A 14255-nucleotide genomic window follows, 5' to 3' on the forward strand; every position below is an offset into this window, starting at 1 on the left:
CAAGCTGCCTTTGAATTTCGAGCATGCGGCTGCTGAGCTGGCGGAGTAGCGCCATGACGAGTGGGCCATCGGGCAAGGTAGGCGAAGTTGTAACTTGGTCCACGCAGAGATGTCTCTGTCTGATACGACGATACGGGTTCGAACATTGCTACACGAAAGGCAAGATATCTATAACAGGAGGAACAAGCATGAAACTGGAAGGCAAATCACTCATCGGTCAGCAGGTTGTCGCTGGCAATAGCTCCGCTATTTCCGCCGTTAACCCTGCCACAGGCGAGCAGCTCGACCCGGCTTATGCCGGTGGCAACGCCACTCTGGTGGCAAATGCTGCGCAGCTAGCCTGGGACGCTTTCGACACTTACCGCGAGACCTCGCTCGAGGACCGCGCAGTGTTCCTCGAGACTGTGGCCAGCGAGATCGAGGCCATCGGCGATGACCTGATCCAGCGCGCCGTGGCCGAGACTGGCCTGCCCCAGGCGCGCATCGAGGGCGAACGCGGCCGTACCTGCGGCCAGCTGCGCCTGTTCGCCAAGGTGGTACGTGCCGGCGAATGGCTCGACGTGCGTATCGACCCGGCGATGCCCGACCGCCAGCCGATGCCGCGCGCCGACCTGCGTCAGCGCCACATCGCGCTGGGGCCGGTCGCCGTGTTCGGTGCAAGCAACTTCCCACTGGCCTTCTCTGTGGCCGGGGGCGACACCACCTCGGCGTTGGCAGCTGGCTGCCCGGTGATCGTCAAGGCGCACTCCGCTCACCCCGGCACCTCCGAGCTGGTCGGTTGCGCGGTGCAGAAGGCAGTGGCTCAGTGCGGACTGCCGGAAGGCGTGTTCTCAGTGCTGTTCGGCTCCGGCCGTGAAGTGGGTGCAGCGCTGGTTGCCGATCATCGCATCAAGGCGGTGGGCTTCACCGGCTCGCGTAGTGGAGGCACTGCTCTAATGAAGGTCGCCCAACAGCGCAAGGAGCCGATACCGGTGTATGCTGAGATGAGCTCGATCAACCCGGTGTTCCTGCTGCCGGCGGCGCTCCAAGCGCGCGGGAAAGCGATCGCCGAGGGCTTCGTCGGCTCGCTCAACATGGGCGCCGGGCAGTTCTGCACCAACCCGGGCCTGGTGATCGGCGTCAAGGGCACGGCGCTGGACGCCTTCATCGAGGCCGCCGGCCAGGCGGTCAAAGGCAGCGCGGCCCAGACCATGCTTACCCCGGGGATTCATGGCGCCTACCAGGATGGCGTCGGAGCACTTTCTGGCGAGGCCCGCGAGATAGCGCGTGGCCAGGTCGGGAACGGCCCCTGCGCCTGCCAGACCGCGCTGTTCGCCACTCAGGCATCAGACTTCTTGAAGAACGAAGCGCTGCAGGCTGAGGTGTTCGGCGCGGCCTCGCTGGTGATCGAGTGCGATGACATCGACCAGGTCAAGGCGGTAGCCGAGGCCCTGGAAGGCCAGCTCACCGCCACCCTGCAGATGGACGCCGGCGACCTCGAGGCCGCCCGCACCCTGCTGCCGTTGCTCGAGCGCAAGGCCGGACGAGTATTGGCCAACGGTTGGCCCACCGGCGTCGAGGTATGTGACGCCATGGTTCACGGCGGACCCTTTCCGGCCACCTCCGACTCACGTACCACCTCGGTGGGTAGCGCCGCCATCTACCGCTTCCTGCGACCGGTGTGCTACCAGAACCTGCAGCAGGGCCTGCTGCCCGAGGTGCTCAAGGACGGCAACCCGCTAGGGGTGAGCCGCTTGGTGGACGGCAAGCGCGAGTGATGTCTCGAATGAGTGAGTAATGGGATTGCTTGGCGGCCTACGAGCCGCCATTTTCTCGGTTATACGAAATAACTGGTTAGTTCCCTAAATTTAAGCAAAAGGTGGTACACCTCAGCTCGTGAAAGACTAACTGCCCTGTCAGTACTGGCCATGTTATGCACTCTGCCGGACTAGCTGGTGGTGAAGTCGGCCCAGTCTTGCCTCAGTGCTCTTCGTTTCTCGAACAGGTCGCCCCGCCGGTAGGCCGCCTCCACCTTGTTCTCGATGGTATGGGCCAGGGCCCTCCGGGTAGAGCCGCCGGTCACCCGGCGGCTCTACCCGGAGGGGCCCAGGCAATGATGGTTGTTGGAAATGCCTACGATCAAGCGCTTCTGCCTACGCAGCGGACGCTCGTCCGCTGCAATGGCTGGCGTAATGTGGTCGCAGTTTGGTCGCAGACTGCAGCGACTCTACGTTGTGTGTGTAAGCAGTGTAAGTGTGCAAACGGTTGATTTATCGACAAATGCCCGTAGCAAGCGCGGCCTTGTATTGTCGAAAAACGGATTCAAAATCCGCCGGGTGCAAGCCCTTGTCGGTTCGAGTCCGACCGCCGGTACCAGAGAATCAACCACTTAGCGTTTCCTTCCTCGGTTGATTTCTTCCGCATTTTTTCCAGTGTCTACATTGTGTCTACGACACCTTCGGCGCGTACTTGATGGCGTCGGCCAGGTGGTCCGGGGACAGGTGTGCATAGCGCATGGTCATGGTGATGGTCTGGTGGCCCAGGATCCGCTGAAGCGTGAGCACGTCGCCGCCGTTCATCATGAAGTGGCTGGCGAAGGTGTGCCGTAGCACGTGGGTGCATTGTCCCTGGGGCAGTTTGATACCGGCTTCCTTTACTCCCCTGGCGAAGGGCTGATAGGCGTCTGTACGGAAGACGCGCCCGAACCTGGGGGCATGGTCGATCAGGGTCTTGAACAGTTCGTCAGCGAGCGGAATGGTGCGATTCCGGCGGTTCTTGGTGCCGGTGTAGGTGACTCGGTTATCCCGGAGCATTTCGACGCGCAGGTATTGGGCTTCGCTCCAGCGGGCGCCGGTGGCCAGGCAGAGCCGGGTGACCAGGTAGACGTCCGGATTGGGTGACTGCTCGAGGACCTGGAGCAGGCGGGCGATCTCGTCCTCGGTGAGGTAGGCCAGTTCCTTCTCGTCCAGGCGTAGGGGCTGGATGCTGGCGAAGGGGTTTTGCCCTTCCCACTCCCCAAGGCGAATGACCTTGTTGAAGACGGCACGAAGGTGCGCCTGGTCGTGGTTGGCGGTGTTGGGGGTGATGCCTTCGGCGAGGCGCTGCTGGCGGAACCTGGCGGCGTCCATGGGGGTGATGGTGGAGGCGATGGGGTTGCCCATCTTCTCGGCGAGTGCCTGGAGCTGGGAGAGTCGGCGCTTGCCGTCCCTGAGCGAGATCCCGTGATAGTCGTACCAGATGTGGATGAGATCCAGGAGGCGGCGAACATCCCGCTTCCTGGGCAGGTAGGGCTTGCCGATGGCAGCCTGGCCGCGAACGTAGTCCTCGAACCGTTTGGCTTCGGCCCTGGTCTTGAATGTCTTGCGCACGCGCTTGCCGTACCGCCCTTGGGGCCAGATATCGACCTGCCAGCCGGTCTTGACCTTCTTGATGCTCACGCGGCTTTCCCGAGGAGTCGTCGCTCGATCAGCTTCTGTTCCACCAGGAGGCGGAAGCCAGCGCTGTCGATCCCGCGTCGACGGTAGTACTCGGCAAGGTCGTCCCACATGCCGGAGCGTTGCAGGTAGCGAATGGCTTCATGGGTGCGGAAGCCCTGGCGGGCGTAGATCGAGATCAGGTTGCCGAAGGCGAGACAGACGTTCTTTTCGTTTCCCAGGCCGGGGGCCTTGCGGGCTCGCTTGTACAGGAAGTGGGGTTCGTGGGCGTAGAACCGGGCATCGTCCTGGAGCAGCTGCCAGGCGGGGTCGATGAGATCCCGGCAGGTGTCGAGGCGGTAGCTCTGCATGGCGGTCCGCCACAGGCCGGTGAGGTGCGGGATGATGTCGATGAAGCGGGCGAAGCCGTTGTCGTCGAGGACTTCGCCGGTGTCGACGTTGCAGGGGATCGCACGGGCGAACTCGGCAAGCACGGACTGGTGGAAGCGCATTTCGATGCGCCAGACGTCTTGCTCGGGGTCGTAGGAGGTGTCGAGCGGGTCGTCTCCTGACGCCTGCTGCCAGATCCCTTCCCAGAAGTGCAGCTTGTCGCGGTGGTGGGCTTCCCGGGTCTTGTTATAGATAGCGCACTGCAGGGCACCGGCGGTACCGAACATGAGGGTTTCGCAGCGGCCGTAGGTGGTGGCGATGTTGCCGTGATCGAAGGTGAGGTCGTCGATGCCATCGATGCGCATGACCTTCTTGGAGCGCGTCACGAAGCGGTCCATGAAGTCCTTCGGGGGCTGCCAGCCCTGGACGTCCAGGGCGAGGTGAACGGCACAGCCGGCGGGCTCGAGGTTGGCCAGGAGGTGGGCGGCGATGTGGTGCATGAAGGCCTGGCAGTCGTCGGGGCTGCGTTCCTGGATGAAGTGGGGCGAGAGCTCGATCTTCACGTGGGTGCCGACCTGCTCGACCTTGGTGTGTCGCGCCTGAAGGAAGACGATCACGCCGAGGTCGTTGTTCTGCAGACGGTAGCGGAAGCCAGAGCCGGCGGCTCCCGCACCCACGGCCCAGGTGACGCCGAAGAGATCGATGGTCGCGCCGCGACCCTGTTGGTAGACGGTGATGATCTCGTCAAACTGAGAGAGACAGGGCTTGCCGCGGTAGAGCTGGCGAACGGTATCGACGCCGGCATTGAGCAGCCGGATTCCGTGGAGCTCCCGCTGCCCCCTGGGACTGATGAACAGCTTCCCGAACGGGTCTTGCTCCCCGCGTGCCAGCGAGTCCTGTGAATAGCGTTCCCATCGCTTCATTTTCCTAAACCCCTTCAATGTGCTGCTGTGACGTGTCACGGCGCTTTTCGTTGTCACTCTGCGAGACGTGTTACAGGGAGGGTCTCGCCCCGCGCCGCTCGCGCGGCGCGGGGATGCGGGCGCAAGCGTCCTCTCCCGCGCCGCACTCGCGGGCGGTTACCCCAGGGCACGAACGGCATAGATCCCCCACAGGTGCGCCGGGTAGAACCATCGCGTCAGGTAGCGGGGCAGGCTGGGGACGGCGATGGGGGTGGTGGTCAGGATGATCAGGAGCGCCACGGCGCCGGCCGCCGAGAGGGCGGGGATCGATAGGCCGTACTGGATCGGCGGCCACACGAGCAGTGGCAGCAGCCAGGCCAGCGGGTGGCGAATGGCGAGCACCAGGAGCATCACCAACAGCAGGGCCGCGGGGCCGTAGGAGATCCAGGGCGTGAGCCCGGTGAGGGCGAGGCCGGTGGCGAGGGCGGTAAGGTCGTGCTGGCGGTAGGCGGTCACCAGGTAGGCCGCGGCGGCCAGCGTGAAACAGATGTTGCCGAGGAGTTCGCCACGCAGCGCCAGGTAGGGCAGCTGGGCGACCAGGGCGATCAGGAGGATGCGGTTGGCATAGCGGCGCGGATCGGCGGTGTGCAGCGCATGCCAGGCGATCAGGAAGGCGAACATGGGCAGGGCGATGCGCCCCAGGGTGAGGCGCAGCAGATCCGGCCAGGGCCCGGTGATCAGCCAGTAGGCGATGTGATCGAGGGCCATGGTGCCGATGGCGAGCAGCTGGACCAGGGGCCACCAGGCGGGGAGCTGGCGGGGCCGTGTCGTGGGTAGGGTAAGGGTGGTCATGGCTGGAGCACCTCCACGTCGTAGGGCAGGCCCATGTCCATGGCTTCCAGGCACATGGGGCGGGAGACCAGCAGGGGGCGGACGTCCTGGTCGTAGAGCCGGCAGGAATCGCCCTGGATCACGCCGGCGTGGGCGGTGGCCGTGGGGATCTCTACGGGCTCGGGAAGATGGGGCTGTTCGTGGGGCGCCGGCGGCGAGTCGGTGTCCTGGCCCGGGTCGGGGTTGAAGTAGCTCTTGACCTGGGCGATGGCGACGGTGATCGAGACGATGCCGGCGACCAGCACCAGCGGGGCGACGACCAGCAGACGGGGCAGGCGCTTCTTGCCGGTGTGCAGGCTGGCCGAGGTGTACTGCTCGAAGACCCACTTGGGATAGCGCCAGAGGGACGCTTCGCAGTCGGCATCCTTGCTGTGGCTGGCGGGGTTGGTGTGGCAGACGCCTTCCCAGCGCCAGACGATGGCGCCATTGAGCTTGCCCTTGCGCATCAGGTGCTCGTGGGTGTCGACCAGGGCGCGCACGTCGCTGGTGAGCTGGGAGGGGTTCTGACAGGTCAGGATGAAGTCGACGCCGTGGTGCCGGTGGGTTTCCAGGGCGGCGATCTCGGCCGGGGGCTCCCCGGTGTTGCGGTAGCGGCGCCAGCGCTGTTGCACCTCGTCGATCAGGATGATCGCGCCATCGGGCACGTCCATCCACTGGTCGGGAATGGGGGCCTGGTGGCGCAGGCCGTTGACGTTGCCGAAGAAGGGACGGTCGGCGCCTTCCTCGCTGCGCAGCAGGTTGATCAGGGTATAGACGGCCCGCAGGGTCTTGCCGGCCCCGGGCACACCCGAGATCAGGTGGATGGCCATGGTTAACCCCCGGTGATCAGTGAAGAGGGCCCAAGGCTCCAGGAGCGGAAGGCGGCACGCAGGAGAAACGCCGAGCCGAGGGCCGACAGCGCCACATCGAAGCCGGCGAGCTGGATAAACCACAAGGCTTCACCGACCGAGCCCAGGTTGTTGATGGCCGCATCCATGAGGTTGCGGATCAGGATCGTGGAGATGGTGGTAAAGACGACGAAACTCGCCACCTTGGCGATCAGCACGGCAATCAGAAACTTGCTGAAGAAGGTGAGAACCGTAACGAGAACAGCGGCCATGACATGCCTCCTATTTTTTGCCGACGACGATCAGTAGGCCGAGGATGTAGCCCAGGGCGATAACGGCCCCGCGAATGTTCGAGGCGAGGTCGCAGGCCGGTTGCCAATCCAGGCTGATGGAGCCGAAAAAGGGGAAGTTGATATGATGCGGGCCGGGACACTGGCCGCTGCCAATGCTGGCGTTGTAGTCGGGCAGCTCGTCGATTTCGACCACGTTCCAAACGGGCTCCGGCTCGTTCGGGAAGTCGGGCGGCTCTTCATCCATTCGGTCGACGATTTCCTCGGCGGCGGTATTGCCCTCGGGCGACACGCCGGGATCGGGATGGGGGAGCGCTTCATCCTGCATGCGGGCGGTCATGTTCTCGGCCCATCGGGATACCCCCTGATGAACTTCCGGCGCGGCCTGGCCGGCAGGGTTGAGATTAGAAAAGGGAAGCACGGAGATCTGGTCCTGCCATTGCTGGGGGATGGCGGAAGGATCGTCGGCCCACAGGTCATCGATGATCGAGCCGGGAAAGAACTCATCGAGGGCAGGAAGGTCCGCTTCCGAGACGGGTTCAATTTCTCGAGGAAAGGTTTCCGTGATCTGCCCGCCTGAATAGGTGGCATCGGTGCCGGTGCGCGAGGCGTAATAAGTCGGCCAGTAGCCGTTCTGATCGGGTTGGCAGGCCCCCGTGGTGCAATGACCAACAACAACGTATCGGGATGAGTCATAACCATAGACAGAGGACTTGCCCAAGCGAACGAAGCCATATTCCTTGTTTGACGAAGAATGCCGGCACAGGGCGGTAGACGATGGGGAGCATTGTTCAAGAGCGCCGTATTCGTCGTAACCCGGGGAGGTGAAGGTTTCCTCCGGTGCCAGCTCCTCATAGATACCGTCAGCCATCGACCAGGCCCAGCCAGCGGCCGCAATGGCAACCGCTACCCCTGGATGCATGACACCCCGAGATAACGCCGCCAGGGCGCCGGTCCTGATGCTTTGACGAGAGACGGCCAGGGTCAGCCGGTGATAGAAACGCGGGTCATTGGCCGAGAACCGATACGCGGCACGCACCTTGGTGTTGATATGGGTCGGCGTGGAGGTGCCCGCATACTGGATAGAGCGGATCTCGGCGGAGGGTGACGCTAGTGCATGAACAGGAGCCAGAAGGCCGGCAACAAGGCCAGCAAGACAAGCATACCGGGGGAGAGTTCGAGCATGGGGCATGGCCTCAGTCCTGGTCGGGGTGGATCAAAAAGGGCCCCCGAAGGGGCCCGGGGTTGGCCGGCGTGGCCGGGGTTACATCACCCGCTTGATCAGGCGGAAGACGAGGATGCCGGCCAGCACGGCGAGCACCGCGGTGCCGACGGCGGCGATCGGGCCGGCGGCACCATCGACGGCGGCGACGACGCCGCTGACATCGACACCCCCCGCGTCGGCCATGGCGGCCGAGGCGCCGAGGAAGGAGGCGGGGACGAGGACGACACGTTTGGCTTGCTTGATGAGACGCATGGAAGTTACCTCAGGATTGAGTGGAGTTGTTGGGCAAGTGCCCGATACGCCCAGGCGACGGCCCAGACGGTACCGATTGCCGCAGCGACCACGAGGGCCCCTTCGACAGTTAGCCAAGGCTCGTTGCCGGCCTCGACTACTTCAGCTGCCGTGACCCATTCGAGGGGAGCCTTGCATTCGCCGAGCTCCTCATCGAAGTCATGGCAGACCTGAACTCTCACGCCTTGGCCCCCTGGGCAGCGGTGGCCTTGGGCTCGCCGGTGGCGGGCTTGCGCACGGCGATGGCGTGCATGGTGATCTTGCCGCCGGTGGTGCGCATCTCGGCGTCGATCTCGAGGTTGCACGGCATATGGGCGGCATGGGGGCGGATCTGGTCGAAGATCTCGTAGGGGGCGGAGATCGTGGCGACCTCGTAGCCGACGCGGTTGTCATTGCTGGCGTCGGCTTCGTTCATGATGGTGAGCTTGGCGCCCTTGACGCCGTTATCCATGCTGTAGCGCATGGCGCCGATCACGCGGGCTTGAATGGTGTTGATCATGGCGATGTCCTTCCTGTGGTGGCTGTGGGTCTGGTGAGCTGTTCGCAGTGCTCAGCGAGAGCCGCTAGCTCGGTGGTGAAGGGAGTCGAACCTTCCAACTCCCTGGCGTAGTACTCGGCACGGCGGTAGAGCAGGGCGGCCTTGCCGGTGTCCCGGCCATGGAGGCAGCGGGCCGCCCGCTCCCTCAAGGCTCGGGGCTCCGGGCAGGGGGTCCCCCGCGCCGCCCCCGTGCCCCTCGGTCGATCCGCACGGCAGTCGACGCCCTGTCCCCCGTCAAGGGCGCTCGCTGCGCTCGCCCCCACGCCCTTGACGGGGGCCCGGTCGCCGACTCGGGGAGCCGTGCGACCGATGGGCGACGGGTGACGGGCAGGGGACAACATCTTTCAGCGCTCCGAGCCCTGGGCGCGGGCTGGTTCAGTAGCGTCGAGACCGAGGGCGCGGAAGTCGCCCTGCTCGAGGCGCTCGAGGCCGTCCTGGATGAGCAGTTCACCGAGGCCGGAGGGGGTGACCTGGTGCGTGCCGGCCTGGACGAGGTAACGGCTGTAGTCCTGGGCGTCCAGGAACACGCGGACGGGCTGTTTCTTGCCGGTGGCGTGGGTCATGGGGTGTTCCTCTTGAACAGGTGTGGATAAACAGCGGTGCCGTAAAAAGCGGCCCGGTAGGTCGTCCTGGTCGGGGCAGGGGCAGGAGAAGGGACGACGTCGCGGGCCAAAGGGGCGGGGACGCTACGGGGTGAAACGGTGCTGTGCTGAGCCGAGGGGGCTGGCTGAGCGGCCGGGGCCTCGGTGGCGGTGTAGGTGTCGAAGCCGAGATAAAAGGCCTCGTAGAAGCGCTCATAGAGGTAGGCGACGAAGCGCTTGGCGGCGTCCAAGGAGGCGAAGCCGTCGGCCGCCACGGCGCCGTTACGGGCGCAGACGCGGAAGGTGACGCCGGGGATCGCGAGGCCGTGGATCAGGTCGGCGGTGATGCGCTTGCCGAATACCACGTCCCAGCCGAGCAGGTCGGAGCCGTAGAGGTAGCCGTTGTCCTTGCCGCTGCAGGTCATGCCGTAGGTCTTGCCATGCAGGGTGACGGGCTCGACGTAACTGGGGGCGTCGAAGTGGAAGTCGACGAAGGTGCAGCCGTCGAGGGTGCGATCATGGTCGAAGCCGAGATTAAAGGTCATGACCAGTCCTCCGCGTTCATGCACTCGGCGGTCAGGAGTGCGACATTCACGAGCCGGCGGCGGCCGACCTTGATGAACGGAAGGTTCCCCTGCTGGATCTGCCCGCGGATGGTGTCCGCAGTGAGGCCAGAGAGCTCGGAGAACCGCTCGACGGTCATGACTGGCACAGAGGCCGGGACCTGGGGCGCGTTGCTCGTTTCCATGTCGTACCTGCTCGCTGTGGCTGGTTGTGTTACTTTTTAGAGAGTGGTGAAAACCGAGGTGTACCAACTAGTTGGTACCCTATAATTCGAGTGTACTAAGAAGTTGGGGTATGTCAAGCGAACTCACGCGTAGAATGCGCGAAATCCGCGAGGCCGAGACAAGTGGTCGTCATGAGTTCTCGCAACTCGTTGGAATCAATAAGAAAACGCTCGAGAGCCTCGAGCAGACAGGTCGTGCCCCAAAAGGTGAGCTACTAGAAGCGGTGTGCAGCGTGTGGCCGAAATACACGCTGTGGCTGATGACAGGGCAGGTGAACGAGGCTGGCGGGCAGGTCAGCCCAGAGATCGAGAAGGCGCGGAAGACGCTCAAGCAGACAGGGACGGATACCGACTAGCCAGGAAGGCAGTGGCAAGGTGGTACCAGGGCGGCAGGCTCCAGGGATAGGAGGTCGGCCTTGAGCATCGCGTAAAGAAGTAGAAATAAGCTGCTATCAAGATGCACAATCAGGGCTAAAAATGTTTATGAAGAAAGATGATGGCTGTTCCCCAAGATTACAGAAAGGGAGTGAATGGCTGTTGAAAATGCCAGTAAGAGGAAATGACTGGTCGAGGAAAAACTAATGGCGAATGGAAAAGTACTAAGGCAGCTGATTAGAGCAGGGGCAAGTGGAGACTCTGCTGCATTTCGTCATGCCTCAGAAACTATTATTCAGGATGAACGACAGAAGCAACATCACCTGTTGGCTAACGACCTTGAGAAAATTTTGTACGGCGACAACTTGAAGCCTGCAAAATGGAATGGGCGTAGTACTTTACCAGAGCCTCCGACTGACAAAGAACGTGGCTTACCTCTGCTGGATATCCGCCAAGCACAACGACCCTTGGAAGAAATTGTATTACCAGATAAAAGCTTGATAGCTATTGAAGAGTTGCTGGAAGAGCACAGGCGAGCAGATGTTCTTAAAAGCTATGGAATGAAACCCTCAGGGAAAGTTATTTTATTTGGCCCTCCGGGGTGTGGGAAAACTCTCGCTGCAGAAGTGATCGCTTTTGAGTTAGATCTTCCACTGGCTATAGTACGCCTTGATGCGCTGGTTTCTTCCTTTCTTGGGGAAACTGCTGCTAACCTTCGCAAGGTCTTTGACTTTATTGCAACTCGGCCGATGGTGGTGTTATTTGACGAGTTTGATGCGATTGGTAAGGAGCGGGATGATCCAGCTGAGCATGGTGAGTTACGTCGAGTAGTTAACGCTGTGCTACAAATGATGGATGCTTACCAAGGAAAAAGTCTTATCTTAGCAGCTACAAACCATGAGAAGATTCTTGATACTGCAATCTGGCGTAGATTCGATGAAAGTATCGATTTCCCGCTTCCAAGCGAACAACAGATTCAGCAGATTCTTTTGCTTAAGCTGCGTGGTGTTCGCCGTCAGTTTGAGTTAGATGAGAAAGCATTGCTTGAAATATTTGGAAATTGTAGCGGTGCTGATATTGAGCGCATCGTGAGAAGAGCTGTTAAGCGCATGATTCTTCGCAGCCAAGAGTTCATAACTATTAAAGATATTAAGAAGGCCGCTTTGCGGGAACGAGTGTAATAAGAAGGGTTGGCTATGATGGATTATGAGCACCTGGTGATAGAAAGGGAACTTCTGCAAAACGAAAGAAGAACAAGAAAGATGAATATACCAAGGCCAGATCGCGGCGATTTGAGAGGCCACGGTCAGCGTTTGTTGACCAGCTTGAATCATTCTATTGAGTACGCGAGAGAGCAGCCTTCTTCTAGGCCTGGAAATTTTGTTTTTAAAATACAGTATACAGGCCTTCTAGATATAAATCACCTGCAAAAGCACGGCGTTCAATTTGTCAGTCAGGAAGATAATGAGTTATGTATTGTTTTTGCGGATGAGGCTGGGTTGGCTATTTTTTCAGATCATCTACAAAAACTTGGTATAGATGAGTCTGAACTCACATATAAGCAAATACTAGAGGCCATTGAGGGGGTTGACAACTGGACAGCTGAGGATAGGAAAAGCTGGATTGTTAAGAAGCAAGGTTTTCCAGATGAAGCATCATTCGCCTTAGATGTGGAGCTTTGGCCAATAGCGGTTGCTCACCATCCTGATAGGCTAATTATCTGTCAGGCATTCGAGAAATGGATAGCTGAAAACGATATTGCTCGTAAGGATAAGTTGAATCTCGATAGCTTGGTTATGTATCGTCTAGAGGTTAGTGAGGACCAGGCAAACCTACTACTTGAACTTGGCGACGTTAGGCTTGTGGACTTGCCGCCTAAGAGTGGTATTCAATATCATCAGCTCAATATTGATCTTGAGCAGTTGCCTCATGAAATTCCTACCCCGCCCGAAAATGCTGCCAGGATCTGTGTTCTTGATAGTGGTGTCGCTACTAATCATCCACTGTTAGCACCAGCAGTGGCTGAGAGTGCATCGTTTGTTAATGGGGAAGATGAGTTTGATGTTGCTGGCCACGGTACAGCAGTCGCAGGGATAGCTCTTTATGGTGACCTTGAAGCGTGCAAAGCATCGAACTATTGGAAGCCAGAGCTTCTTGTGTTTAATGGAAAGATTTTGGATTCAAACTGTGAGTTTAATATAAATACAATCGAAAAAACTTTGATGGATGCAGTGTCATACTTTGTGGATGAGCATGAGTGTAGGATATTTAATCTATCGATCGGAAATAAGAACGCTCCATATGATAGTCGGCATGTTCGAGGGATAGCTTATGTATTGGATAAGCTTTCAAGAGAATATGATGTGCTTTTTGTTGTCTCGGCTGGCAACTTTAACGGGTCGATAGATCCTGATATTCCTAAGTACAGCTGGCGTGAAGAATACCCGGAATATTTGTTGTGTGAAGAGAGCGTTATTTTTGATCCCGCTCCTGCATTACATGCGATTACTGTAGGGAGTATAGCGAGACATAATGCGACATTCGATGCTCAGCGCTACCCGGAAATTAATCAGCTAGCGCCTGCATCTGAACACCAGCCCTCTCCGTTTACACGTCATGGCCCATCTGTTAAAGGTGCAATAAAGCCTGAATTAGTTGCAGTGGGTGGTAACTTGGCTTCTCCTGTGAGAACAGGAGCTGAATATAATGCTGTTGGGCATGGCATGGGAGTGTTGACTTGCAATAATAGGTTTATGGGAAGCACTCTTTTAAGTGAGGTGTCTGGGACTAGTTACGCAGCTCCATATATAACCCATTTGGCCGGCCGCCTGCTAAATAACTACCCCAAAGCTTCTTCAAACTTACTAAGAGCATTAATCGTCAATCACGCCAATATGCCGAGAGAAGTTGAAAGCACTTTCTCTGAAGAAATCCAAGAGGCTTATAAGCGCTCAACTGGTCGTGAGGTGCATCGAGATCTGGCTGGCTATGGTTTTGTTGATGAGAGCGAGCTTTTTCGTTCATCTGAAAGTGCTGTTGTGCTTATGGCGGAGGAAAAGATAGAGAATAATGTTCACCACTTTTTTGAGCTTCCCCTCCCTGAAGAGTTTTTAAGATCTCAGCGAGCAACTAGGGAAATTCGCGTAACCCTAGCCTATTCTCCTGCGGTTAGAACTACTCGAATTGATTATATGGCCACGAAGATTCACTATAGGTTGGTCAAAGACACATCTCTCGATAATGTGCAAAGATTCTTTAATCACAATACCCAGGATGAAACAAAATCAAGGAGTGATGCTGCTGTAAATAACAGGGATGTTTCTTCTGAGTTGCGAGGAAAAGGGTCTGTTCAATTCTCTAAATGGACAATTCGTCAACCTAATCCAGCTGAAAGGTGGTTTGTAGTTGTTACGCGTCAAGATAAGGACTGGGGTGAGGCTCTTAGCTTAGAGAAAGAACCCTATTCGCTTGTGGTTACAGTTACTGATCGTGAAAACGAAAATGCTCAACTATATACCCAAATATCGCAGCGGATCGAGCAACAGGTTCAACAGAGGGCTAGAGCGCAGGAAAGAGCTAGAGTTTAGTAATTGGTTTAATACAAGGTTGTGCTTTAGTGGTTCAATATATTGTTAAGCTCTCTCGTGCTGTGAAGAGACTTGTGGAAGCACGTTTTTTGTAGAGCTTCCGCAAAGTTAAGAAGGTTAATCCATGAATATAAGTAGGGTGTCGCATGAGTCGTTATATCTTTTATAAGGAGGATCTA

Annotated in this window: 16 protein-coding genes; 4 read left to right on the forward strand and 12 right to left on the reverse strand. The window is 58.9% G+C overall.

The window, feature by feature from the left end; all coding sequences use genetic code 11:
- The first annotated feature begins 188 nt into the window (after window positions 1–188).
- Window positions 189–1757, forward strand: coding sequence for an aldehyde dehydrogenase (NADP(+)) (locus MKP05_RS14680; RefSeq protein ID WP_240569015.1), 1569 nt, complete (start codon window positions 189–191; stop codon window positions 1755–1757).
- Window positions 1758–1927: 170 nt separating this feature from the next.
- Here the strand turns inward: MKP05_RS14680 and MKP05_RS21795 are convergent, their stop codons facing one another.
- The 12 genes from MKP05_RS21795 to MKP05_RS14735 form a co-directional block, all read right to left on the reverse strand.
- Window positions 1928–2062 carry a hypothetical protein gene (locus MKP05_RS21795; protein ID WP_276316627.1) on the reverse strand — a complete coding sequence of 45 codons (135 nt, stop codon included), beginning with the start codon at window positions 2060–2062 and terminating at the stop codon, window positions 1928–1930.
- A gap of 364 nt (window positions 2063–2426) precedes the next feature.
- Entirely contained in the window at window positions 2427–3416 is a 990-nt protein-coding gene (locus MKP05_RS14685; protein ID WP_240569016.1) for a phage integrase, read from the reverse strand.
- Window positions 3413–4705 carry a phage replication initiation factor gene (locus MKP05_RS14690; RefSeq protein ID WP_240569017.1) on the reverse strand — a complete coding sequence of 431 codons (1293 nt, stop codon included), beginning with the start codon at window positions 4703–4705 and terminating at the stop codon, window positions 3413–3415. Before MKP05_RS14690 ends, MKP05_RS14685 begins: the two co-directional genes overlap by 4 nt.
- Before the next feature lie 156 nt (window positions 4706–4861).
- A complete protein-coding gene (locus MKP05_RS14695; RefSeq protein WP_240569018.1) occupies window positions 4862–5536 on the reverse strand; it encodes a TraX family protein in 675 nt (224 codons plus the stop codon).
- Window positions 5533–6384 carry a zonular occludens toxin domain-containing protein gene (locus MKP05_RS14700; RefSeq protein WP_240569020.1) on the reverse strand — a complete coding sequence of 284 codons (852 nt, stop codon included), beginning with the start codon at window positions 6382–6384 and terminating at the stop codon, window positions 5533–5535. The genes MKP05_RS14695 and MKP05_RS14700 overlap by 4 nt, the downstream gene beginning before the upstream one ends.
- A 2-nt stretch (window positions 6385–6386) precedes the next feature.
- Window positions 6387–6674: a DUF2523 family protein gene (locus MKP05_RS14705; RefSeq protein WP_240569022.1), complete on the reverse strand. Its 288-nt coding sequence runs from the start codon at window positions 6672–6674 to the stop codon at window positions 6387–6389.
- Between the two features lie 10 nt (window positions 6675–6684).
- The gene (locus MKP05_RS14710) at window positions 6685–7884 is read right to left on the reverse strand and encodes a virulence factor TspB C-terminal domain-related protein (RefSeq protein WP_240569024.1); all 1200 of its coding nucleotides are present in this window, start codon (window positions 7882–7884) and stop codon (window positions 6685–6687) included.
- Window positions 7885–7956: 72 nt separating this feature from the next.
- The gene (locus MKP05_RS14715; protein ID WP_240569026.1) at window positions 7957–8169 is read right to left on the reverse strand and encodes a major capsid protein; all 213 of its coding nucleotides are present in this window, start codon (window positions 8167–8169) and stop codon (window positions 7957–7959) included.
- A gap of 217 nt (window positions 8170–8386) precedes the next feature.
- Entirely contained in the window at window positions 8387–8707 is a 321-nt protein-coding gene (locus MKP05_RS14720; protein WP_240569028.1) for a hypothetical protein, read from the reverse strand.
- 383 nt (window positions 8708–9090) lie between these two features.
- Window positions 9091–9309, reverse strand: a complete 219-nt coding sequence (locus MKP05_RS14725) for a hypothetical protein (protein WP_240569029.1) — start codon at window positions 9307–9309, stop codon at window positions 9091–9093.
- Window positions 9306–9872 carry a hypothetical protein gene (locus tag MKP05_RS14730; protein ID WP_240569030.1) on the reverse strand — a complete coding sequence of 189 codons (567 nt, stop codon included), beginning with the start codon at window positions 9870–9872 and terminating at the stop codon, window positions 9306–9308. The genes MKP05_RS14725 and MKP05_RS14730 overlap by 4 nt, the downstream gene beginning before the upstream one ends.
- Window positions 9869–10075: a MerR family transcriptional regulator gene (locus MKP05_RS14735; RefSeq protein ID WP_240569031.1), complete on the reverse strand. Its 207-nt coding sequence runs from the start codon at window positions 10073–10075 to the stop codon at window positions 9869–9871. Before MKP05_RS14735 ends, MKP05_RS14730 begins: the two co-directional genes overlap by 4 nt.
- A 110-nt stretch (window positions 10076–10185) precedes the next feature.
- Between MKP05_RS14735 and MKP05_RS14740 the strand changes: the two genes are divergently transcribed.
- The 3 genes from MKP05_RS14740 to MKP05_RS14750 all read left to right on the forward strand — a co-directional run bounded on the left by MKP05_RS14740 (window position 10186) and on the right by MKP05_RS14750 (window position 14076).
- Window positions 10186–10470, forward strand: coding sequence for a hypothetical protein (locus MKP05_RS14740; RefSeq protein WP_240569032.1), 285 nt, complete (start codon window positions 10186–10188; stop codon window positions 10468–10470).
- Window positions 10471–10695: 225 nt separating this feature from the next.
- Window positions 10696–11670 carry an AAA family ATPase gene (locus MKP05_RS14745; protein WP_240569033.1) on the forward strand — a complete coding sequence of 325 codons (975 nt, stop codon included), beginning with the start codon at window positions 10696–10698 and terminating at the stop codon, window positions 11668–11670.
- A 15-nt stretch (window positions 11671–11685) separates the two neighbouring features.
- A complete protein-coding gene (locus MKP05_RS14750) occupies window positions 11686–14076 on the forward strand; it encodes a S8 family peptidase (RefSeq protein ID WP_240569034.1) in 2391 nt (796 codons plus the stop codon).
- Window positions 14077–14255: the final 179 nt, after the last annotated feature.

This window comes from Halomonas flagellata (assembly GCF_022487945.1).
Classification (GTDB): Bacteria; Pseudomonadota; Gammaproteobacteria; order Pseudomonadales; family Halomonadaceae; genus Halomonas; species Halomonas flagellata.